This window comes from Pseudomonas sp. LS.1a (assembly GCF_022533585.1).
Lineage (GTDB): Bacteria > Pseudomonadota > Gammaproteobacteria > Pseudomonadales > Pseudomonadaceae > Aquipseudomonas.
Genome location: NZ_CP092827.1, coordinates 1,854,767 through 1,875,203 on the forward strand (window position 1 = coordinate 1,854,767; position 20,437 = coordinate 1,875,203).

Sequence of the window (20,437 nt, forward strand, 5' to 3'; positions counted from 1 at the left end):
CTGCGCAGCAGCCCCCAAGGCCCATACTGAAACATCAGGAATCATCTCCCCCCATATTCACACTTTTGCCGCGAACCCTTCGCGCCTTAGGCTATCAAACCCACCAGGCGCGGCATTTTCGTACAGGAGGTGAAGCATGACCCCGACATTGCCCATCCTGGCCCTCGGCCTGGCCCTGTACCTGCCTGTGCAAGCGGCCCCCGAACCGCCCTTGCAACTCGCCGCCGGCAACAACAACCCCTACAACAGCCCGATCCAGCGCGCCAACCCCAACAGCCGCCAGGGCAGCATGCCGGCCACACCGCCGGTGCGCGGCCCGTCCACCGACCCGTACCAGCGCACGCCAACCCTGGACAACCGCGGCATCGGCAACGGCGACAACCTGCGCCGCCAGCAGCAAACCCCGAACCTGGAGCCCACTCGACCACCCCGCGGCAACCCGCGCGCGCCTTGACCGCCCTACGAAAGGAATCCTGCATGCTTCGAGCACCCTGGCTTGTCACCCTGACCACCGCCGCACTGCTGCCCCTGCTGGCGCAGGCGGCGGCCGAACAGCAGTTCCGCAGTGAAGAAGGCACCTTGACCGTCAGCACAGTGGCCGATGGCCTGCGCAACCCTTGGGCCCTGGCATTCCTGCCGGGCGGCAAGGACATGCTGGTCACCGAGCGCGCCGGCAACCTGCGGGTGGTCAATGCCGAAGGCAAGGTCGGCCCGCCGATCAGCGGTGTGCCCAAGGTCTGGGCCGAGGGCCAGGGCGGCCTGCTGGATGTGGTGCTGTCGCCGGAGTTCGCCAAGGACCGCACTGTCTACCTGTCCTACGCCGAAGAGGGCAGTGATGGCAGGGCCGGCACAGCGGTCGGTCGTGGCCAGTTGTCCCAGGACCGCGCCCGGCTGGAAAACTTCAGCGTGATATTCCGCCAGCAGCCCAAGCTGTCGGAGGGCAACCACTTCGGCTCGCGCCTGGTGTTCGACCGCGACGGCTACCTGTTCATCGCCCTTGGCGAGAACAACCAGCGCCCAACTGCCCAGGACCTGGACAAACTGCAAGGCAAGATCGTGCGTATCTTGCCGGACGGCGAGGTGCCCAGGGACAACCCCTTCGTCGGCAAGGACAACGTGCGGCCAGAGATCTGGTCGTTCGGCCACCGCAACCAGCAAGGCGCCGCGCTCAACCCCTGGACCGGCAAGCTGTGGACCCACGAGCACGGCCCGCGTGGCGGCGACGAGATCAACATTCCCGAGCCCGGCAAGAACTATGGCTGGCCGATTGCGACCCACGGCATCAACTACTCGCTTCTGCCCATCCCCGAGGCCAAGGGCAAGCATGTGCAGGGCATGGTCGACCCACACCATGTATGGGAGAAATCGCCAGGCATCAGCGGCATGGCGTTTTACGACAGCCCCACGTTCAAGGCCTGGGACCACAACCTGTTCATTGGTGCGCTGGCGACCCAGGAGCTGATCCGCCTGCAGCTGGATGGCGACAAGGTGGTGCATGAAGAGCGTTTGCTGGGTGAGCTGAAGGCGCGTATCCGCGATGTACGGGTGGGGCCGGATGGCTACCTGTATGTGCTGACCGATGACAAGGACGGCGCGCTGCTCAAGGTAGGCTTGGGCGACGCCTGATTACTTACTGCCGTACGCGGCCCCTGTGGGAGCGGCAGCCTTTTGAATTTGGGGCAGACGGTTGTTCCTGCGAGGTCTGCGGGGTGTCAGCCGTGTAGAATGCCGCATGGCTATCGATCCCCATTCCCTCTACCAGCAGGCCCTGAGCACCCAGGGTTATGTCGCCGACCCTGCCCAGGCCCGTGCCGTCGAGGCCTTGCAGGCCTGTTTCCAGTCTGTCGAGCAGGGCCGCCCCACCCGGGGTATCTACCTCTGGGGCCCGGTCGGTCGCGGCAAGACCTGGCTGATGGACCAGTTCCACCGCTGCTTGCGGGTACCCAGCCGGCGTCAGCATTTCCACCACTTCATGGCCTGGGTCCACCAGCGCCTGTTCCAGCTCAACGGCACCGCCGACCCGCTGCTGGCGCTGGCCGGGGAACTGGCCGGGCAGATTCGCGTGCTGTGCTTCGACGAGCTGTTCGTCAACGACATTGGCGACGCGATCATCCTCGGCCGCCTGTTCCAGGTACTGTTCGACCAAGGCGTGGTGATTGTCGCCACCTCCAACCAGCCACCCGAGCAGCTCTACCGTGACGGCTTCAACCGCGAGCGTTTCCTGCCGGCCATCGCCGCCATCCAGCGGCACATGCAGGTACTGCCGGTAGCCGGCGAGCAGGACCACCGCCTGCACCCCGGTGTCGAGCGCCAGCGCTACTGGGTGGCGCAAGCGGGGCAGGCCAGCCAGCTGGGCGAGGTGTTCCGCCAGCTTAGCCCGAGCGATGCGGGCCACGATCAGCCCTTGGCCATCGGCTCCCGGCAGGTGCAGGTGGTGCGGCGCAGCGCGCAGGCCATCTGGTGCCGCTTCACCGACCTGTGCGAACAACCCTTGGCGGCCATGGAGTTCATGGCCCTGTGCGACCGTTTCCCGGCCATCCTGGTGTCGGGCATTCCTGCGCTTGGTGGGGAACAGCGGGCCGGGCGCATTGCCCGTGGCACCGAGGATGCTGCGGCGCGGGTGGTGGCGGGCGACCGCGAACTGCCGGCGCTCTCGCCCAAGGACGACGCGGTGCGCCGCTTCATTGCCCTGGTCGACGAATGCTACGACCGCCGCGTGGCGTTGTACCTGGAGGCACAGGTGCCGCTGGATGCCCTCTACACTCAAGGGTATCTGGCGTTCCCGTACCAACGGACCCTGAGCCGGCTACGGGAGATGCAACTGCAACGCTTCGCCTGAAAAGGAGCCGAACCATGGAGCCGCTGTCGCATCATCTGCTGACCCAGGCCTACAACAATGGCTGGGCCAACCACCGCCTGTACAAGGCCTGCCTGCAACTGACCCAGGACGAGTTCGTCGCCCCGCGCTGCAGCTTTTTCCCGTCGATCAAGGCCACCCTCAACCACTTGCTCACGGTGGACTGGTTCTACCTGCACATGCTCGAGTGCGAGCAGCGCGGCGAACTGCCTGACGCTGACGGCGAGCGTTTCTTCGAGCCGGAACAGCCCTTCGCCACCTGCACCGACCTGCATGCCGAGCAGGCCCAGGCCGATCACCGGCTGATCACCTATTGCCGGGGCCTGCGCGATGCTGAATTGGGGCGCTATGTGAACATCGTGCGCCCCGAGCGGGTACAGCGCGAGCAACGGCTGCGCCTGCTGGCGCACCTGTTCGAGCACCAGGTGCATCACCGCGGGCAGGTGCATGCGATGCTCAGTGATACGGCGGTGAGGCCGCCGCAACTGGATGAGTTTTTCTGCGAGGAAGAGGCGGGGTTGCGGGCAGGGGATTTTGCCGAGCTGGGCTGGACAGAGGAGCAGGTCTGGAAAGTGTAGGGGCCTCTGTGGGAGGCGTATGTCGTGAGATGTTCGGCGCCTGTGAGATCGAGCGCCGCCCGCGCGGCGCATCGCGAGCGAAGCTCGCTCCTACATCTGTTTCGGGCCAGTATCGCCTGTGCCAGCGCGCGCGACCGCCTTATTTGTACCACCCGATATCGAGTCATGCGCCAAAGCGTTCGCGCGCAAATCGCACAGGAATAATTGGCCCGAAACAAACGTAGGAGCGAGCTTCGCTCGCGATGCGCCGCGCGGGCGGCGCTCGATCTCACAGGCGCCGAACATCTCACGACATACGCCTGTCAGCCCAACAGGTTTTACCAGGCGTGAAACCAGCCCAGGGTGACCATCGTCAGCACCGCATAGCGCCCGGCCTTGGCCAGGGCCACAAGCAGCAGGAAGCGCCAGAACGGCTCACGCATGATGCCCGCGATCAGCGTTAGCGGGTCGCCGATCACAGGCATCCAGCTGAGCAGCAGCGACCATTGCCCCCAGCGCTGGTAGCGCTGCTGCGCGCGCTCCAGCTGGGCAGGGCTGAACGGAAACCAGCGCTTGTCACGCAGGTGCTCGATGGCTCGCCCCAGCACCCAGTTGACCACCGAGCCCAGCACATTGCCCAGGGTAGCCACCAGCAGCAGGGTGGCCCAGGCCTCGGGCTGGCGCAGCAAAAGACCGACCAGCACAGCCTCCGATTGCAGCGGTAGCAGGGTGGCGGCGCCGAAGGCGCTGAGGAACAGCGCCCACAGGCTGAGCATCAGTAGTTGGCAACCACGGTGTCCTTGCCGTCCTGGGTCACGCCGATGACCTGGTAGGCATCCTTGTGGTCACCCATTTCCATGCCGGGCGAGCCCATGGGCATGCCTGGTACGGCCAGGCCCTTGAGGTCGTTGCGCTTGGCCAGCAGGCGCACCTGCTCGGCCGGCACGTGGCCTTCGACGAACTTGCCATCGATCACCCCGGTATGGCACGACGCCAGGCGTGGTGCCACGCCCAGGCGTTGCTTGACCTCGCTCATGTTCGGCTCGACATGGTCGTTGACGGTGAAGCCGTTGTCGCGCAGGTGGCTGATCCAGGCCTTGCAGCAGCCGCAGTTGGGGTCGCGGTAGACGTCGATGGTCTCGGCGGCCTGGGCCAGGCCGGTGACGGCCAGCAAGCCCAGGGTCAGCAAGTGTTTATGCAGCATCATGAAGCACTCCTTTGGAAACACAGGTGGACACCAGTGACCAGGCCTGCACCTTGCTTGCGTCCGGCGTCGTTGCGGCCCGTGGTTCGGTCCAGTATCCAGCGGTTGGCCAGCAGCATAGCGCAAGTGGCCCCCAGTCGCAGCGCGGCCGGTTTATCTGCCAGGTACTGGTTCCGGATGCCGGCCCGCCAGCATGCGGGCTAACGTTTGGCCGACCTATCCGAGAGCCTGGTTGATCATGACCCTACCACTGGACTGCCTGTTGTACTCCAAGACCAATCTGATTGGTATCGGACCAAACCTGTCTGAAGAGGAGCGCCTGGACGTGCAAACGTTGCTGGACCATGCCGACGAGTTCGCAAGCCGCTTCCTCGACCGGGACGAGCTATGGAAGAGTTGGTTCGACCGCTTCCGCAATCGCCTGGAGAAACATGGCTGCGTAAGGACGGCCGCCCTGGAGTTACCGCCCCAGGTCATCAGGGACCATGACGACTTCGATACCAGGCTCGGGCCCATCGGCACAGGCAGCACACCGACGCTGTTGGCCCAGCTGGCGCGTGCGTCCATGCAGGAATTGCGAATCAGTGCACACGCCAGGAAGTTTTTGCAGTCTGGCTGGCAGGACGACGTCGCCTCATCGTTTCTGATAACCCCCTGCCAGAAGGACGAGACCGGCCAGATCCATCTGGCGGTCTACGCCTTCCGTTTCAACGGCACCGTCGAGTTACGGGACTTCGGATTCTGGAGCGAGACCCAGCGTGACATCGTCGTGTGGAACACTGGTACTGCTTACCGTTTCGATGTGGAACGTTTTGCCGCTTTTCGTCAGCAGATCCGTAAAGAGTTGGGCGCCCGACGGCTTGGCGCCGTTACCAGGATTGAACTCTAGCCACCTCGCTCAAGTTGGCAGGTCACGCATCAACAGGCCGTATGCCAACGGCACCTGTTCGGGAACAGGAAGGTAGATGGTGTGGCCATCGCCCGGGGCGACCTGCAGCGGTTGCTGCTGGCCGTTGCTCATGTGCTCGAGATCGAAGTGGTAGTTGCCGCGCGGGGTCATCAGTTCCAGGTGGTCGCCCACGGCGAAGCGGTTCTTCACCTTGACCTCGGCCAGGCCGTCGACGCGCTCCCCGGTCAGCTCGCCAACGAACTGCTGGCGCTCGGACACCGAGTTGCCGCGCTGGTAGTTCTGGTATTCGTCGTGCACGTGGCGGCGCAAAAAACCTTCGGTGTAACCGCGTTGGGCCAGGGATTCGAGGTTGTCCATGAGTGAGCGGTCGAAGGGCCGCCCAGCCACCGCATCGTCGATCGCCTGGCGGTACGACTGCACGGCGCGGGCGCAATAGAAGTGCGACTTGGTGCGGCCTTCGATTTTCAGCGAGTGCACGCCCATGGTGGCCAGGCGCCCGACGTGCTGGATGGCGCGCAGGTCCTTGGCGTTCATGATGTAGGTGCCGTGCTCGTCTTCGAACGCTGGCATTTCGCTGCCGGGGCGGTTGCTCTCCTGCAGCAGGAATACCTGCTCGGTCGGCGCACCCAGGCCCAGGGTCGGTTGCACTTCGCGCACGATGTCGCCGGTGGCATTCTCGGTGGCGGGGGTGGCGTCGTACTTCCAGCGGCAGGCGTTGGTGCAGGTGCCCTGGTTGGCATCGCGCTTGTTGAGGTAGCCTGACAGCAGGCAACGGCCGGAGTAGGCCATGCACAGGGCGCCGTGGACGAATACCTCCAGCTCCATGTCCGGCACCTGCTGGCGGATTTCCTCGATCTCTTCGAGCGACAGTTCGCGCGACAGGATCACCCGGCTCAGGCCCAGCCGCTGCCAGAACTGCACACTGGCCCAGTTGACCGTGTTGGCCTGCACCGACAGGTGCACCGCCATTTGCGGGAAGTGCTGGCGCACCAGCATGATCAGGCCGGGGTCGGACATGATCAGCGCATCCGGCGCCATCTCGATCACCGGTGCCAGGTCTTTGAGGAAGGTCTTGAGCTTGGCATTGTGCGGGGCAATGTTGACCACCACGTAGAAGCGTTTGCCCAGGGCATGCGCCTCCTGGATACCCAGGGCCAGGTTGGCATGGTCGAACTCGTTGTTGCGCACCCGCAAGCTGTAGCGCGGCTGGCCGGCGTAGACCGCGTCGGCACCATAGGCAAAGGCGTAGCGCATGGTCTTGAGGGTGCCGGCGGGGGCCAGCAGTTCGGGCTTGGCGGTAGGGTTCATGTGCGCACCGGGGCAAAAGGCGAGGATGCTAGGGCTGGCGGACACGGCGCGTATTGATTTGCATCAAGGGAAAAGCGGCACTTTTGCCCAGACGTGGTGCACTAATACCGCATAAGCCATGCGAGGACCCGCGATGAACCAGACCGCCCTGCAGAACAAAGCCCTGGCAGTACTGCTGGCGCTGGTGACCATTGCCTTCGTCTGGATCCTGCTGCCGTATTACGGTGCGATCTTCTGGGCGGTGATACTCGGCATCCTGTTCGCCCCGCTGCAGCGTCACCTGCTGCTGCGTTTCGGCCGCCGGCGCAACCTGGCCGCGGCTACCACCTTGCTGGTATGCCTGCTGGTGGCGATCCTGCCGGTGATCATCACCAGTGCACTGCTGGTGCAGGAGGGCGCCGCCCTGTACCAGCGCATCGAGCACGGGGAGCTGGATATTGCCGGTTATGTCGAGCGCGGCAAGGACATGCTCCCGGCGTTTGCCCAGCAGGGCCTGGACAGCATGGGCATGGGCAACCTCGACGGGCTGCGCGACAAGATCAGCAAGTGGGCCACCCAGGGTAGCCAGGTGCTGGCCAGCCAGGCGTTCAACTTTGGGCAGGGAACATTCGAGTTCGTGATCAGCTTCGGCATCATGATGTACCTGCTGTTCTTCTTCCTGCGCGAAGGCGCGGAGGTGGCCCGCCAGGTGCGTCTGGCGGTGCCGCTGCCCGAGCAGCAGAAGCGCCGTTTGCAGCTGAAGTTCAACCGTGTGGTGCGGGCGACGGTGAAAGGCAACGTGCTGGTGGCCATTACCCAGGGGGCGCTGGGCGGTTTCATCTTCTGGGTGCTGGATATCCCGAGTGCGCTGGTGTGGGCGGTACTGATGGCGTTTCTGTCGCTGTTGCCGGCGGTAGGGGCAGGGATCGTGTGGGCGCCGGTGGCGGCGTATTTCCTGCTGACCGGGGCGATATTGCCGGGGCTGATCCTGACCGCGTTCGGCGTGCTGGTGATCGGTTTGGTGGATAACCTGCTGCGGCCGATCCTGGTGGGTAAGGACACGCGCATGCCGGACTACCTGATCCTGGTGTCGACGCTGGGCGGGCTGGCGGTGTTCGGGCTCAACGGCTTCGTGATCGGGCCGTTGATCGCGGCGCTGTTCGTGTCGAGCTGGGCGATCTTTGCCGCGACCAAGCCGCAGGTGCAGTTGCCACAGTAGGGCTTTACCGGCGGGCCTGTCGGGTTCAGTGTAGGCGCGACACAAGGACGCTCCTATAAAAAGCCGTGCATGGATCAGGTTATGGAAAACAGGCCGAACAGCAACCCCGAATACACCTACCAAGCGGTTTACCGCTACCTGCTCGAGCGGATCGAGGCAGCCCCATGCAACGTGGAACAACGCCTACCGTCGCTGCGCGAGCTGGCTCGGCGCCTTGGCGTTTCGGTATCCAGCACCAAGTACGCCTATGCGCTGCTCGAAGATGAAGGGCGGGTGTATGCACGTCCCAAGCAGGGCTACTTCACCCGCACTCGCCCATCTGCATTGCGCGGGCATTCCCCGGGCCTGCTTGACACGGTATTCGCCAGCGCCCGTCAGCCGGGTATGCTCGCCTTGGGCAGTGATGCGCCAGCCATGCTGCTGTCGCTGGAGCAGCCACTGCTGATGATCGAGCGCGAACTGGCGCGCCAGTACCCACGTGCACAGGCCCCCCTGTACCAACCGTTCGGTGAGCCGGAGCTGCGCAGCGTGCTGGCCGACCGCTACACCCATTCGGCGCAGCACTACTGGCAGGCCAACCAGGTGTTCATCGGTGCAGACCTGCGCAGCGTCCTTGAATTGGCATTGCGCGCCCTCGGCCTCGAGGGCCAGGTGGCGCTGGTGGAGTCGCCTTGCAACTGGGCGGTATTGCGGCAGTTGCAGGCGGCAGGCATGACCATCATTGAAGTGCCATTGGGTGAAGACGGGCGTTTCGACCTGCAGCACTTTCACCAGTTGCTGTGCGATCAACCGGTTCGCCTGGCTGTGCTGTCGTCGGCGGCCAACGTGCCACAAGGTGGGCTGATGCCGGCGGCAGACAAGCAGCAAATCTGCCACTGGCTGGCCGAGTACAATGTGTGGCTTTTCGAAAACGATGCTTACGGCGAGTTGTGTTTCCATCCGGCAGCGCCACGCTACCGCGACTTCGCCGACCCCGACCGGCTGCTGGTGTTCTCTACCTTCGACAAGCTGATTGGTGCGGAGGCGCCCTTTGGCTATCTGCTATGCCGGCATCATGTCGATCGCTTGCAGCAGCTCTTTCTTGAGCGCGCCTTCCGCCTTTCACCCATTCGTCAGCGAGCGATCGCCAGGCTGTTCACCTCGCGCCGGCTTGAGCAGCATTTACAGCGGTTGCGGCCCCTGCTGCAGGAACGCCTGCAACAGATGGCGGCGCTATTGCAGACGCACGGCCAGGGGCGCCTGCATATCATCGAGCCGCAGGGCGGGGCCAGCCTGTGGTTGCAGGCGACCCGCCCGGTGGACATGTGCCGGGTCTTCGCCCGGTTGCTGACGCAGCGCATCGTCATTGCCCCAGGGGAAATCTTCAGCCAGTGCGGCCTTTGGCGCAGCCACCTGCGGCTGTGTTGCAGCGTGGACTGGAGCAAGGATATTGCCTTGGCCTTGCAATGCCTGGTCAAGGCCATCGAGGATGAAGCTCAAACGCCGTAGCAGTGTTGCCGGGTTGGAAACATGCCGTTGCGTACTTCTTGCGCATAGCTGTTACAGGCCTCGCGGATTACCTGGCCGACGTCGGCATACTGCTTGACGAAGCGCGGTACATGAGCGCTGCCCAGACCTAGCAGGTCTTCGGTCACCAGCACCTGGCCATCGCAGGCGGGTGAGGCGCCAATACCAATGGTCGGTTTGGCGCTGGCTTCGGTGATGGCGCGGGCCACTGGCTCGGCCACGCCTTCGAGCAGCAGGCTGAAAGCGCCGGCGCGCAGGTTGGCCTGCGCGTCGGCCCGTAGCGTTGCAGCACTGTCCTCGCTCAGCCCCTGGGCCTTGTAACCCCCCATGGCATTGACGAACTGGGGCATCAGGCCGATGTGTGCCATTACCGGGATGCCACGTGCGACAAGGAACTCGACGGTGCTCGCCAACGCCTGGTTGGCCTCCAGCTTGACGGCATCGCAGCCGCTGCTGGCCAGTACCTTGGCGCAGTTGCGAAACGCCTGTTCATGGGACTCCTGGTAGCTGCCGAACGGCATGTCGGCGATCACGCAGGCCAGGCGGGTGCTGTCGACCACGGCGCGGGTATGGGCAATGGTCTCGTCCAGGCGCATGCCGAGGGTGGAGGGTCGACCGTAGCCGACCATGGCCGTGGAGTCGCCGACCAGGATGAAGTCGACCAGCGGGTCGATCACTTGAGCGATGGTGCTGGAGTAGGCGGTCAGCGAGACGATCTTCTGCTGACCTTTCATGGCCACCAGTTGCGGGATTGTCAGGCGCCGGGTGCGGGTGTGTGTGCTCATTGGGGCTGGGCATCTCAGGACAGGGAGGGCCCATGTTTTGGCAATTTCCGCGGCAACTCAATGTACAGATTCGGGCCAGATCGCAACCCAGAACAAGGGGCCGCAAAGCGGCCCCAATGCCGGCTCAGGAGGTTTGCGGCATCTCGCCCTTGGCCAGGCGGCGGTTGATGTCGGCGATCACTTCGGGCAGTTCGTTGATGGTGTCGATCAGGTAGTGCGGACGGCTGCCGGCGAACAGTGCGTGGATGCGCTGGCGCTCGCTTTCCAGCTTCTCGGCGCTCAGCGCGCGGTAGCCTTCCCAGGTCAGCCCCAGGGCATTGCCCGAGCACACCAGGGCCACGGTCCACATGCCGGCGCGGCGGCCTTCGAGAATGCCCGGCACGGTGTCGTCGACCTTCACGCACGCCGCCACATCGTCGATACCCAGCGCGATCACGTTGGCCAGGGCCTGGGCCGGCCATGGGCGGCCGTTCGGGGTTTCGTCGGTGGCCACCACATGGTCGGCCACGTAGCCGTTCTGCGCGGCCAGTTCCACCACCTTGTCCATCACCACCTTCGGGTAGCCCGAGCACGAGCCGATCTTCAGGCCGTCCTGGCGCAGCCCGGTGAGGGTTTCCAGGGCCCCGGGGATCAGCGCCGAGTGCACGGCGATCTTCTCGATCTGCAGTGGCATGAAGCGGTTGTAGATGGCGGTGACATCATCGTCGGTCGGGGTGCGACCGAATACCTTGCGGTAACGCTCGGCAATTTCCGGCACATCGCACAGGGTGCGGATGTGGTCCCACTTGCCCATGCCCATCGGGCCACGGGCTTCTTCGATGGACACCTGCACATCGAATTCGGCAAAGGCTTCGACAAAGATCTGGGTCGGGGCAAAGGAGCCGAAGTCGACCACGGTGCCGGCCCAGTCGAGGATGGCGGCTTGCAGCTGGGTGGGGTTGCTGTAGTTCATGTGCGCTTGTTCCTGAGATCGGGTGGGCAAAGGGTCAGATGTCCAGCACTTCCATTTCCCGCAGCACCTCGGCCACGGCATTCACGGCGGCCTGCATGCCATCCGCTCCGACCACGCCGATGCAGCCGACGCGGAAGGTTTCCACCTGGGTCAGCTTGCCCGGGTAGAGGATGAAACCCTTGGCCTTGACTCGCTCGTAGAAGTCCTTGAACTGGTAGCGGGCATCCTTCGGTGCGTGGAAGGTGACGATGATCGGCGCCTGGATCTCGGCGGGCAGGAAGCTGCGCAGGCCGATGGCAGCCATGCCGTCGAGCAGGGTCTTGCAGTTGTCGGCGTAGCGCTGGTGGCGCGCCGGCAGGCCACCTTCCTCGTTGTACTGCTGCAGCGCTTCGTGTAGGGCGGCGACCACATGGGTCGGCGGGGTGAAGCGCCACTGGCCGGTCCTGGCCATGTAGGTGTGCTGGTCGTGCAGGTCCATGGCCAGCGAATGGGCATTGCCTTCGGCGGCAGCCAGGGCGGTTTTTTCGGCGAATACGAAGCCCATGCCGGGTACGCCTTCCAGGCACTTGCCGGAAGCGGCGATCAGCGCTTCGAAGGGGATTTTGCGGGCGTCGATCGGCAACGCACCGAACGAGCTCATGGCGTCGATGATCAGGCGCTTGCCGTGGCCTTTGACCACCTGGGCGATCTCGGGCAGCGGGTTGAGGATGCCGGTGCTGGTTTCGCAGTGGATCAGCGCGACATGGGTAATGCCCGGGTCGGTGGCCAGCAGGCGGTCGACGTCGGCGGCAGTGGTCGGCTGGTCCTCGGCGGTTTCGAAGGTGCTGTAGGCGCGGCCCAGTACCTTGCAGATCTTTGCCAGGCGCTGGCCATAAGCGCCGTTGATCAGCACCAGCACCTTGCCGTCCTGCGGCACCAAGGTACCGATAGCCGCTTCCACGGCGAAGGTGCCGCTGCCTTGCAGGGGCACGCAGTGGTGGCTGGCGCTGCCGTCGATGATCGCCAGCAGTTGCTCGCAGACACTGGCAGTCAGTTGGTTGAAGTCGCGGTCCCAGGAGCCCCAGTCCACCAGCATGGCTTGGCGGGTGCGGATTGATGTGGTCAGGGGACCGGGGGTAAGCAGAATCGGGGCGTTGCTCATTCCGTTATTCCTCACAAGCGGTGGGCTGAAACTACGGGGCCTAGGTTGCAATTCCCGCTTGTATCAATCAAATTGTTTGTTGTTATCCGAGCTATAAGTCAGGCCGATAGAAATGAACCTGTTCCAGCTGCGTGCCTTCGACGCCGTTGCCCGTGAAGGCAGCTTCACCCGCGCTGCGGCGCGGCTGTTCATCAGCCAGCCGGCAGTGACTGGCCACGTCAAGGCGCTGGAGGAGCATTACCAGATCACCTTGCTGCGCCGCACTGCCCGGCGGGTGGAACTGACCGAAGAGGGCACCCGCCTGGCGGCGATAACCCGCGCCATGTTCGGCCTTGCCGAAGAGGCGCAGGCCATGCTCGAGGCCAACCGCCAGTTGCTGACCGGGCGTCTTGAGGTGGCTGCCGATGGCCCGCACCGGGTCATGCCGATGCTCGCGGTACTGCGTGAGCGTTACCCGGGCATCACGGTGAACCTGCGCCTGGGCAATGCCCAGGAAACCTTGGCCGCACTGCTCGGCGAGCATGCCGATGTGGCGGTGCTGACCGAGATCGAACCGCGCAAGGGCCTGCATCTGCAGCCGCTCTGCGAGTCGCGCCTGTGCGCCTTGCTGCCGGCGGGGCACGCCTGGGCCAGCGCCGAAGGCGACTTGCCACTGACCGAGCTGCACCAGCAGATCATGGTGCTGCGCGAGCCGAGTTCGACCACCCGGCGTACCTTCGACAAGGCCTGTATCAGCGCGGCAGTGCAGCCCAAGGTGTTGCTCGAACTGGATAGCCGTGAGGCGGTTACCGAGGCGGTGGCATCGGAGCTGGGCATTGGTGTGGTGTCATCCACCGAGGTGGCCAACGACCCGAGGGTTGTGGCACGCCCGCTGGCCGGTGCAGGGCTGGTCAATCAGCACATGCTCGGCTGCCTGGAGCGCCGTCGTGAATTGCGCCTGATTCAGGCCTTCCTGGGTTTGGCTGCCAGCCTGTAGGTCAGGGCTGGTGTTTTTTGCGGGCAGGCCTAAGATGGCCGGCATAGAGCAGACTGGATGGCCGATGAGCGAAAAAGACACCATCTCCATGCAACTGGTGCGCGAAGCGCTGTTGCAGACCTGCCCGGCCGGGCAACCCGATGCTGGTTTGCTGGCCCGTGCCGGTATCGACATCCGGCAACTTGAATTGCCCGAGGCCCGGGTCAGTGCCGAATCCTACGCAAACCTCTGGCGGCTGTTGGCCCGTCGCTGCAACGACGAATTTTTCGCCATGGACCCGCGTGGGCTGCGCACTGGCAGCCTGGCGTTCATGTGCCGGGCGAGCATGGCCCAACCAACCCTGGCCGAAGGGTTGGAAACGTTGTTGGCCTTTCTGTCCCTGATGCTCGAAGACTTGCAGCCGGGCCTGGTACGCCAGCAGAGCCTGGCCGAGATCGTCATCAACGAGCCGCGGGACCAACCTCGGCGTGCCTTCACCTATTTCACCTTCTGGATGATCGTGCACGGCGTGGCCTGCTGGCTGGCGGGGCGGCGAATTCCGATCCTGGCCGTGGACCTGCGTTGCGCCGAACCGCCGTTCTGCGATGACTACCGGGTGATGTTCTCGGAAAACCTGCAATTCGGCCGCCCACGCACGCGCATGATCATCGCCGCCGACTGCCTCGACCTGCCGCTGCGGCGCTCGGCAGATGACCTGCAGCGCTTTCTGGCCGAGGCGCCTGGCAACATTCTTGTCAAATATCGTGATCCGGCCAGCCTGGGGCGGCGTATCCGTACCAACCTGTTGCACCTGGACCCTGGCGCATGGCCCGATGCCGATGCCGTGGCCCGCCAATTGAGTCTGTCAGCCTCGACATTGCGCCGACGCCTGGGGGAGGAGGGGCAGACTTACCAAGGGTTGAAGGACAGTGTGCGGCGCGAACTGGCCATCGCCTGGCTCAGCCAGGGTGAACGGCCCATGGCCGAGATCGCCGAGCACCTGGGCTTTGCCGACAGCAGCTCGTTCTACAAGGCATTTCGCAAATGGTTCGGCTGCAACCCAGGGCACTACCGTGCCGTGATCCAGGCGCGAGATGGGCTGCGCTGAGGAGCCAGCCCTTCCCGCTGCCGGGATGCCCTGAGCAGGTTCAGGCTGGCAGGTCGAACCATTCAGAGGTATTCGACCATGCCCGACAGGATCCTCGCAAAACTGCTGCACCCGGCTGATGACTTCATTGGCGAACACTTGCCCCCATGGCTGAAAAACGCTGCGCATGAGCAGGTCCAGGCCTTGCGTGCCAGCATGACGGCGCATCTGCAGAGCCAGAAGGACATGGCTGCGGCCCTGCAGGCGCTGCAGCCGCTCGAGCAGTTTGCCGCCCAGCGCCTGGAGCAGGCGCTGAAGGATCAGCTGAAGCTGGACATCGATGTGACCCACGACCGATGGCGGGAAGAACGCCGCCGGCTGGAGGTCGTGCAGGGCTCGGTGCGCAATTTCGAGTCGTATTTCGTGACGGTGCCGCTGCTGCAGAAACTCTTGCAGAACTTCAAGAATGGCGAGTCCTATTTCGAGCAGACAGCGGTGATCCGTGAGGGGCAAGCACCAGATGGTGCTGAGCAGGTTCTCACCCAACGGATCGATGAAATCGTCAGTCTGTGCCGCAGGGTGGATGTGGGTAAGGCTTACCAGGAGCACTTGAAGCAAACGCTGACGCCAGCCTTCAGGCGCCAGTTGGCCAAGGATACGCGGCTGTGCATGGCGGCAGCTGTCGAGATCGCGGCCATGAAAGGGCAATTGGCGGGCAGCGATCTACGGATGCTACGCCAGCTAGGCAAGGGCGAACCTGCACAGTTGCCTTCGAGCCTGCGCCTGGGTATGGGCGTCTTGCAGGTGCTTGGGCAAGCCGTGGACGGCGCACTGGCATTCGAGTGGACTGGCACCGTTAGCGGTATGCCTGGCCTGGTTTTCAATCCGGATCGCTTGCAGGCGGTGCTGCTCTATCTGCCAGATGATCGGGAGCAACCCTTTCAACGGTTCGACGACTGGGCATCGGCAAACCGTACCTTGGCCAGGTTGATGTGCGGTGCCGATTTTCGAAAGGCAATTGCCCGACGCATCGCCCTGGACAAGCAGGTGGACTATCAACTGCTGCTGCGCAAGCGCCTGCAGGATGACGAGCCGGACCTGGAGCCCGGCTTGCTTGCCAGTGACGGTGAGCTTTTTGCAAGCTTGGCTGCCAGACACGTGCGACGTATCGAGGCGGATGCTGCTTTCCTGGCTGTGCCGACGGCGCAGGCGAATGCCCGGTCGGCCGCAGCGCGATTGCAGGCACTGGAAACGGCGGGCCTGGTATTGCTGAACCTGGTGGGTCTGTTCGTGCCAGTCGTTGGCGCCTTGCTGCTGGTTGACCTGGCCCGACAGGTGCTTGGCCATGTGTTCGAGGGGAGCGGCGACTGGCTGCAGGGGCACCAGCACGAAGCGACGGAGCACCTGCTGGAGGTCGCAGCGACACTGGCCACTGGCGCCACCGTCACAGCAGGTGGTCAGGTGCTGCGCAGTACCTTTGTCGAGCAGCTGGAGCCGGTTACCACCGAGGCGGGCGAGCAGCGACTGTGGCGCTACGACCTGCAACCTTATGAGCAGCGCTCGACCACGGCATCCTTGACTGAACTGGACAATGGGCTGCTCAGCGATGGCCAGGCCTACTGGTGGCGGCGCGACGCTGTGCTTTACAGGGTACGCCGCGATGCGGCGGGCACTTGGCGATTGCTGCATCGCGACGGGCCAGGCGTGTTCGGGCCGGCGCTGGAAAGCAATGGTGAGCGTGCCTGGCGGCTTGCCTGGGAGCGTCCGCTGGCGTGGCAGGGGGCGCAGAGGCTGGTCAAAGGTCTCTGGCCTGGCGCAGCAGAGCTGGATGCGGAGCGGATCACTCAGATCCTGGCGGTAGCGGATGTGGACGAGGCGTATTTGCGTGGGCTATGGGTGGAAGGCCGCCCCCTGCCCATCAGGTTGCGCGATACGCTGGAGCGCTTTGCTGCCGATGCCCGGGTCGATGCGTTCTTTGCGCAAGTGGATGTGGCAGGCGACGACACCGAAGCGTTGCAGTGGTGTATCGACACGTTGGAACTGCAAGGGGAGAACCTGGTAGAGCAAACCCGGTCGATCCGCCAGTCGGCCGAACGGTTGCGCGGGCCGATGCTGGAGCATTTCGCCCAGCGTTACCTTGCCCCTGATCCACTGCTGGCCACACTCAAGGGCAGCTTCCCCGGACTGCCAGATGCCTATGCGCTGGATCTGCTGAAAAGCGCCAGTGCCGAATCGCGCGAACGCATGACCAACGAAGCGCGAGTGCCGCTGGCATTGGCCGAGCGGGCGCGCGGCGCGCTGCAACAGGCGCGCCTGACCAGGATGCGCGAAGTACTTTATCTACCTAACAGTTATCGTGCCGATGCAGTATCCCTGGCGTTCTCCTTGCTACGCCGCCGCGGCTTGACACCGGGTGGGGTGAACCTGGTGCTGCGCGAGGGCTCTGCAACCGGGCCGGTACTGGATCGGCTTTTCCCTGAGCGCAATGGCGCGCAGTCCGTGACGGAAATGGTATGGCGTGAGGGGCGCTTCGAACTGTTCGACGACATGGGCCGTACCCGCGACATCGAGGTCGCCCAGCCTGAGGGGCTTTTCGAGGTACTTGCGGCCTGTCTGCCGCCCACGTTCCTGCAACGCCAAGGCTGGACGGGCGAGGACGCTGCCGGGCGTATCCGCTCATCGTTTCAGACTTGGCTGCCACGTGACCGCCTGGAACTGATACGACTGCTCGGCTGGCGTGAGGCCAGGCCCATGGCGCCCCTCATGCATCGTCTGGCCGATGGGCGGGCAGGTTATCTGCTAAGTGGCAGGGGCGCTTCCAGTCAAGCGCACGGGCAGGTTCTGCGGCGTCGTATCGGTAGCCTCTATCCCGCCTTCGATGATGAGGAGGTAGAGCGGTACCTGCAGCTGCTATTGGCACAATCGAGCTCGGCCTATACCACGCTGTTGCGTCAGGAGGGGGATTATCGACGGATGGATCAAGCCCTGCGGCTTTGGACTGACGCAGTTGCCGAGACAACCCGTGGCCACCGGCAGGCGGTTGCCGATGCACTTCGCCGTGCCTGGCGCCTTGAAGGGGAGAGGGTGATCTATCGCAATGGTGAGCCCGGAGGAATGCGGCTCAGCATCATCGGCGTGCCGGCGGGCAGCCTGCCGACCCTGCCGGAGGGGACGGATTTTACCCACATTACGGACATGGTACTGGTCGGTATGCGCCTGGAGTCTCTTCCAGCCGGCTTTCTGCGCACCTTCCCCGAGCTGCGCCGCCTGGACCTTGGCAACAATGCCTTGCGTGCGATTCCGGAAGGCCTCGCCGGGCTGACGCGCCTGCGCCATCTGCGGCTGCCCCGCAACCGGATCCGGCTGACGGCACCACATGTCGACGCGCTGGCGGGCCTGGCTCGTCTGCGCATCCTCGACCTGAGTGAAAACATGCTCGGCTCGATCAGCCTGCGCTTCAATCAGTTATCGCGCCTGCGAGAGCTACATCTGAGCCGGGCAGGTCTGCAGGCGGTGCCAAGGGGGCTGGAGTGGTGTGGCCTGCTCGAGTATGCCGATCTGCGCGGCAATCAGATATCCAGCCTGCCACAGGCGTTACTCGATGCGCCGTTGGCCTTGCGTCGGGCGGTGTGGGTCGATGGTAATCCGCTGACGGCAGCCGATCGTGAGCGTCTCCTTGGACCGGAGGCGGAACATGCCCATGGCCAGGTTCCCGATGCTGAAGAGCCTGCTGAAGCTGCAGATCCTTTGCGGGCACGAACCACCTGGCTTGGGGCGCTCGCCGAGCCCGAGCAGGCGGCCAAGGCTGCACAGTGGGATGCCCTGCAGGGTGAACCTGGGCATGTGCAGTTCTTCCAGCTACTGGCAGAGCTGACCGAGAGTTCCGATTTTCGTGTGGCCCGTGACGACCTGTCGCGAAGGGTGTGGGCGATGATAGACGCTGCGACCAGCAATACACTGATTCGTGATGAACTGTTCGAGCGGGCTGCAGACCCGCGTACCTGTGTCGACAGCGTGGCGCACTGTTTCAGTCAGCTCGAAATCCGAATGCGGGTACTGCAGGTGACTCATGGTGAAAACCCGGTCGCCACGCGTAATGCCCGCCTGGAGTTGGCACAGCGCCTGTTCCGTCTCGATCAGGTGGAGCACTTTGCCCGTGCTGATTTCCAGGCACGGCTGGCCGAAGGGCGAGGGGTGGATGAGGTCGAGGTCAGCCTGGCCTATCGTACAGGCCTGGCAAGCCGCCTGAACCTGATCGGGCAACCGCGCAGCATGCAGTTCCACCAGGTTGCCGGTGTGGCCAGTGAGGACCTGGATCGCGTCTACCTGGCAGTCCTGAACGCCGAAGCGGGTGATGAGCGGGTTCGCTACATCAGCCAGCGAGACTACTGGCAGGCGTACCTGCGTGAACGCTACCCCGAGGCATTCGAGCAGATCTCCAGCGACTTCAGCAAGCAGATCGACGAGCTTGAGGAAGAGAAGGAAGCCCTGGGCAGCGGCGCTTATGTCCAACGCTGCAAGCAGCTGCGCCGGGATACCGAGCAAGCCTACGATGCGCTTGCCTTACGGCTCACCCAGGATGAAATGAACGTGCCGGCCCTCTCGCAGAACAACACATAAGTCATTGATTCAGGGGGGCCGTGTGGGAGCAACTGTCTTGCTCAATTTCTAGAGGCTGGCGCGATCCATGTGGGAGCAACTGTCTTGCTCAATTTCTAAAAGCTGGCGCGCCCCCTGTGGGAGCGGGCTTGCCCGCGAACACGGGCGAAGCCCGTGCCATCCTCCGCGGTGTCGTCTCGCGGGTAACCCGCTCCCACAGGATCACGCTGTGATTTGCGCCATGTTTTCATGGCTGCGGTAAGTCATCCCGCCACGGCGTGCCCGTTCTGAGCATCGCATTGAGGCGCACGATGAAGATTCTCATGCAGGCTACAAGCGCAACCTTGGCAAGTTTCCCTCGCCCACGCAGCGCCTCATATCGGGCTTTGAGCGTTGGATTATGTTTCACCGCTACCAGGCACGCCATGTACAGCGCACGCCTGACCTCAAATCGGCCTCCTGAGATAAAGCGCTTGCCCACGGACTTTCCGCTGTCGTGATTGAAGGGGGCCACACCGACCAAAGAGGCTATTTCCCGGGACTCCACGTGCCCCAGTTCCGGCAAGAGCGCTACCAGCTTGGTCGCGGTTACCATCCCGATGCCTTTGACTTCGTCCAGTTTGGCTATCCGTTCATCGCTGAGCACTGTGGCCTGCCGCTTGATCGCTTGCTCCACCAACTTTATCTGCGATGCAAAGTGCTGAAGATTGGTTTTCAGGAAATTGGCGACCATTGCTGACTGGGCCTGCTTCAGGCGCCGCCGATCGTCATCTCGCTGTTGGACCAGGCGATCACGCTGCTGAAGGAGTTCTCGTAACAGGGCCCTTTCAGGGCTTGTTTTCAGGGTTGGCTTGTCAGGAATGACCTCAGCGAAATGGGCCAGCACTGCGGCGTCGATGGCATCGGTCTTGGCCTTGATGCCCAAGGAATCCGCGAACGATCTGGCTCGCTTGGGGTTCACGCGTATGACCTTGTAGCTGGCGTTCTGGAGAAAGCGCATGACATCAAGCTCGTAGCCGCCTGTAGCTTCCAGAAGGATGCGCTTGATGCTGAGCCCTCGAAGGCTCTTCACCAGTTCCTCAAAGCCCGCTGGATCATTGCGCACGCTGATCCTGATGCCCTGGGGCCGCACCAGTGCATCAAGGGAAAGACTGGAAACATCGATACCCAAGAAGGAAGCCATCGCCAAAACCTCCTAGACTCAACAGTGTGAGAGAGCTTTGGCTTGGCCCACGCTTGTGGTTCGAGATTAGGCCCTCATCCAACTGTTCGGGCTCTCGCCAAAGTGGAACGGTGAATGGCAGCTTGTGCTCCCACACGTGCTCAAGGCACCTCTGGCATTCAGCTTGCCATTCACCGCTCTCACTCCAGATTCTAA

17 protein-coding genes are annotated in these 20,437 nt (G+C 63.7%); 10 read left to right on the plus strand and 7 right to left on the minus strand.

All coding sequences use genetic code 11. The features are described 5' to 3' along the window. Nucleotides 1-136 precede the first annotated feature (136 nt). The 4 genes from MKK04_RS08545 to MKK04_RS08560 all read left to right on the plus strand — a co-directional run bounded on the left by MKK04_RS08545 (nucleotide 137) and on the right by MKK04_RS08560 (nucleotide 3,435). The gene (locus MKK04_RS08545) at nucleotides 137-454 is read left to right on the plus strand and encodes a hypothetical protein (protein ID WP_063913946.1); all 318 of its coding nucleotides are present in this window, start codon (nucleotides 137-139) and stop codon (nucleotides 452-454) included. A 23-nt stretch (nucleotides 455-477) separates the two neighbouring features. Continuing rightward, nucleotides 478-1,626 carry a PQQ-dependent sugar dehydrogenase gene (locus tag MKK04_RS08550; RefSeq protein ID WP_207831631.1) on the plus strand — a complete coding sequence of 383 codons (1,149 nt, stop codon included), beginning with the start codon at nucleotides 478-480 and terminating at the stop codon, nucleotides 1,624-1,626. Between the two features lie 106 nt (nucleotides 1,627-1,732). Continuing rightward, on the plus strand, nucleotides 1,733-2,839 hold the full coding sequence (zapE, locus tag MKK04_RS08555) for a cell division protein ZapE (protein WP_241106456.1): 1,107 nt from the start codon (nucleotides 1,733-1,735) through the stop codon (nucleotides 2,837-2,839). Between the two features lie 14 nt (nucleotides 2,840-2,853). Then, nucleotides 2,854-3,435: a DinB family protein gene (locus tag MKK04_RS08560; RefSeq protein WP_207831627.1), complete on the plus strand. Its 582-nt coding sequence runs from the start codon at nucleotides 2,854-2,856 to the stop codon at nucleotides 3,433-3,435. Nucleotides 3,436-3,752: 317 nt separating this feature from the next. On the opposite strand, the gene MKK04_RS08565 is transcribed toward MKK04_RS08560, so the two are convergent. Continuing rightward, nucleotides 3,753-4,190: a YqaA family protein gene (locus MKK04_RS08565; protein ID WP_207831624.1), complete on the minus strand. Its 438-nt coding sequence runs from the start codon at nucleotides 4,188-4,190 to the stop codon at nucleotides 3,753-3,755. After that, a complete protein-coding gene (locus tag MKK04_RS08570; protein WP_207831809.1) occupies nucleotides 4,190-4,618 on the minus strand; it encodes a DUF411 domain-containing protein in 429 nt (142 codons plus the stop codon). The genes MKK04_RS08565 and MKK04_RS08570 overlap by 1 nt, the downstream gene beginning before the upstream one ends. A 238-nt stretch (nucleotides 4,619-4,856) precedes the next feature. On the opposite strand from MKK04_RS08570, the gene MKK04_RS08575 reads away from it, so the two are divergent. Further along, the gene (locus MKK04_RS08575; protein WP_207831622.1) at nucleotides 4,857-5,507 is read left to right on the plus strand and encodes a hypothetical protein; all 651 of its coding nucleotides are present in this window, start codon (nucleotides 4,857-4,859) and stop codon (nucleotides 5,505-5,507) included. Between the two features lie 9 nt (nucleotides 5,508-5,516). On the opposite strand, the gene trhP is transcribed toward MKK04_RS08575, so the two are convergent. After that, nucleotides 5,517-6,836, minus strand: a complete 1,320-nt coding sequence (gene trhP, locus MKK04_RS08580; protein WP_207831620.1) for a prephenate-dependent tRNA uridine(34) hydroxylase TrhP — start codon at nucleotides 6,834-6,836, stop codon at nucleotides 5,517-5,519. A 133-nt stretch (nucleotides 6,837-6,969) separates the two neighbouring features. Here trhP and MKK04_RS08585 point away from each other — a divergent pair, with 133 nt between their 5' ends. Both MKK04_RS08585 and MKK04_RS08590 read left to right on the plus strand, forming a co-directional pair. Next, nucleotides 6,970-8,034, plus strand: a complete 1,065-nt coding sequence (locus MKK04_RS08585; RefSeq protein ID WP_207831618.1) for an AI-2E family transporter — start codon at nucleotides 6,970-6,972, stop codon at nucleotides 8,032-8,034. 81 nt (nucleotides 8,035-8,115) lie between these two features. Then, a complete protein-coding gene (locus tag MKK04_RS08590) occupies nucleotides 8,116-9,522 on the plus strand; it encodes an aminotransferase-like domain-containing protein (RefSeq protein WP_241106457.1) in 1,407 nt (468 codons plus the stop codon). Here the strand turns inward: MKK04_RS08590 and panB are convergent. From panB to MKK04_RS08605, 3 genes are all read right to left on the minus strand, one after another. Next, nucleotides 9,510-10,325 carry a 3-methyl-2-oxobutanoate hydroxymethyltransferase gene (panB, locus tag MKK04_RS08595; RefSeq protein ID WP_207831614.1) on the minus strand — a complete coding sequence of 272 codons (816 nt, stop codon included), beginning with the start codon at nucleotides 10,323-10,325 and terminating at the stop codon, nucleotides 9,510-9,512. The two genes, MKK04_RS08590 and panB, sit on opposite strands and share 13 nt — an antisense overlap. Before the next feature lie 124 nt (nucleotides 10,326-10,449). Then, nucleotides 10,450-11,277 (minus strand): phosphonoacetaldehyde hydrolase, encoded by an 828-nt coding sequence (phnX, locus tag MKK04_RS08600; protein ID WP_207831612.1) that lies wholly within the window; start codon nucleotides 11,275-11,277, stop codon nucleotides 10,450-10,452. A gap of 34 nt (nucleotides 11,278-11,311) precedes the next feature. After that, nucleotides 11,312-12,418 carry a 2-aminoethylphosphonate--pyruvate transaminase gene (locus MKK04_RS08605; protein ID WP_207831610.1) on the minus strand — a complete coding sequence of 369 codons (1,107 nt, stop codon included), beginning with the start codon at nucleotides 12,416-12,418 and terminating at the stop codon, nucleotides 11,312-11,314. A gap of 112 nt (nucleotides 12,419-12,530) precedes the next feature. Between MKK04_RS08605 and MKK04_RS08610 the strand changes: the two genes are divergently transcribed. From MKK04_RS08610 to MKK04_RS08620, 3 genes are all read left to right on the plus strand, one after another. Next, nucleotides 12,531-13,394, plus strand: coding sequence for a LysR substrate-binding domain-containing protein (locus tag MKK04_RS08610; RefSeq protein ID WP_207831608.1), 864 nt, complete (start codon nucleotides 12,531-12,533; stop codon nucleotides 13,392-13,394). A gap of 64 nt (nucleotides 13,395-13,458) precedes the next feature. After that, complete coding sequence (locus tag MKK04_RS08615) at nucleotides 13,459-14,481, plus strand: AraC family transcriptional regulator (RefSeq protein WP_207831605.1); 1,023 nt, start codon at nucleotides 13,459-13,461, stop codon at nucleotides 14,479-14,481. A 183-nt stretch (nucleotides 14,482-14,664) separates the two neighbouring features. Further along, nucleotides 14,665-19,080 carry an NEL-type E3 ubiquitin ligase domain-containing protein gene (locus MKK04_RS08620; RefSeq protein WP_241106458.1) on the plus strand — a complete coding sequence of 1,472 codons (4,416 nt, stop codon included), beginning with the start codon at nucleotides 14,665-14,667 and terminating at the stop codon, nucleotides 19,078-19,080. 226 nt (nucleotides 19,081-19,306) lie between these two features. On the opposite strand, the gene MKK04_RS08625 is transcribed toward MKK04_RS08620, so the two are convergent. Further along, complete coding sequence (locus MKK04_RS08625; protein ID WP_241105879.1) at nucleotides 19,307-20,242, minus strand: IS110 family transposase; 936 nt, start codon at nucleotides 20,240-20,242, stop codon at nucleotides 19,307-19,309. Nucleotides 20,243-20,437: the final 195 nt, after the last annotated feature.

Excerpts from the sequence above, each read along its gene's own strand:
- MKK04_RS08585 (WP_207831618.1), top strand. The coding sequence starts at position 6,970 with ATGAACCAGACCGCCCTGCAGAACAAAGCCCTGGCAGTACTGCTGGCG.
- zapE (WP_241106456.1), top strand. The coding sequence starts at position 1,733 with ATGGCTATCGATCCCCATTCCCTCTACCAGCAGGCCCTGAGCACCCAG.
- phnX (WP_207831612.1), bottom strand. The coding sequence starts at position 11,277 with ATGAACTACAGCAACCCCACCCAGCTGCAAGCCGCCATCCTCGACTGG.
- MKK04_RS08590 (WP_241106457.1), top strand. The coding sequence starts at position 8,116 with ATGGAAAACAGGCCGAACAGCAACCCCGAATACACCTACCAAGCGGTT.
- MKK04_RS08570 (WP_207831809.1), bottom strand. The coding sequence starts at position 4,618 with ATGCTGCATAAACACTTGCTGACCCTGGGCTTGCTGGCCGTCACCGGC.
- MKK04_RS08625 (WP_241105879.1), bottom strand. The coding sequence starts at position 20,242 with ATGGCTTCCTTCTTGGGTATCGATGTTTCCAGTCTTTCCCTTGATGCA.
- MKK04_RS08615 (WP_207831605.1), top strand. The coding sequence starts at position 13,459 with ATGAGCGAAAAAGACACCATCTCCATGCAACTGGTGCGCGAAGCGCTG.
- MKK04_RS08565 (WP_207831624.1), bottom strand. The coding sequence starts at position 4,190 with ATGCTCAGCCTGTGGGCGCTGTTCCTCAGCGCCTTCGGCGCCGCCACC.
- MKK04_RS08610 (WP_207831608.1), top strand. The coding sequence starts at position 12,531 with ATGAACCTGTTCCAGCTGCGTGCCTTCGACGCCGTTGCCCGTGAAGGC.
- MKK04_RS08550 (WP_207831631.1), top strand. The coding sequence starts at position 478 with ATGCTTCGAGCACCCTGGCTTGTCACCCTGACCACCGCCGCACTGCTG.
- MKK04_RS08605 (WP_207831610.1), bottom strand. The coding sequence starts at position 12,418 with ATGAGCAACGCCCCGATTCTGCTTACCCCCGGTCCCCTGACCACATCA.
- MKK04_RS08545 (WP_063913946.1), top strand. The coding sequence starts at position 137 with ATGACCCCGACATTGCCCATCCTGGCCCTCGGCCTGGCCCTGTACCTG.
- MKK04_RS08575 (WP_207831622.1), top strand. The coding sequence starts at position 4,857 with ATGACCCTACCACTGGACTGCCTGTTGTACTCCAAGACCAATCTGATT.
- trhP (WP_207831620.1), bottom strand. The coding sequence starts at position 6,836 with ATGAACCCTACCGCCAAGCCCGAACTGCTGGCCCCCGCCGGCACCCTC.
- panB (WP_207831614.1), bottom strand. The coding sequence starts at position 10,325 with ATGAGCACACACACCCGCACCCGGCGCCTGACAATCCCGCAACTGGTG.
- MKK04_RS08560 (WP_207831627.1), top strand. The coding sequence starts at position 2,854 with ATGGAGCCGCTGTCGCATCATCTGCTGACCCAGGCCTACAACAATGGC.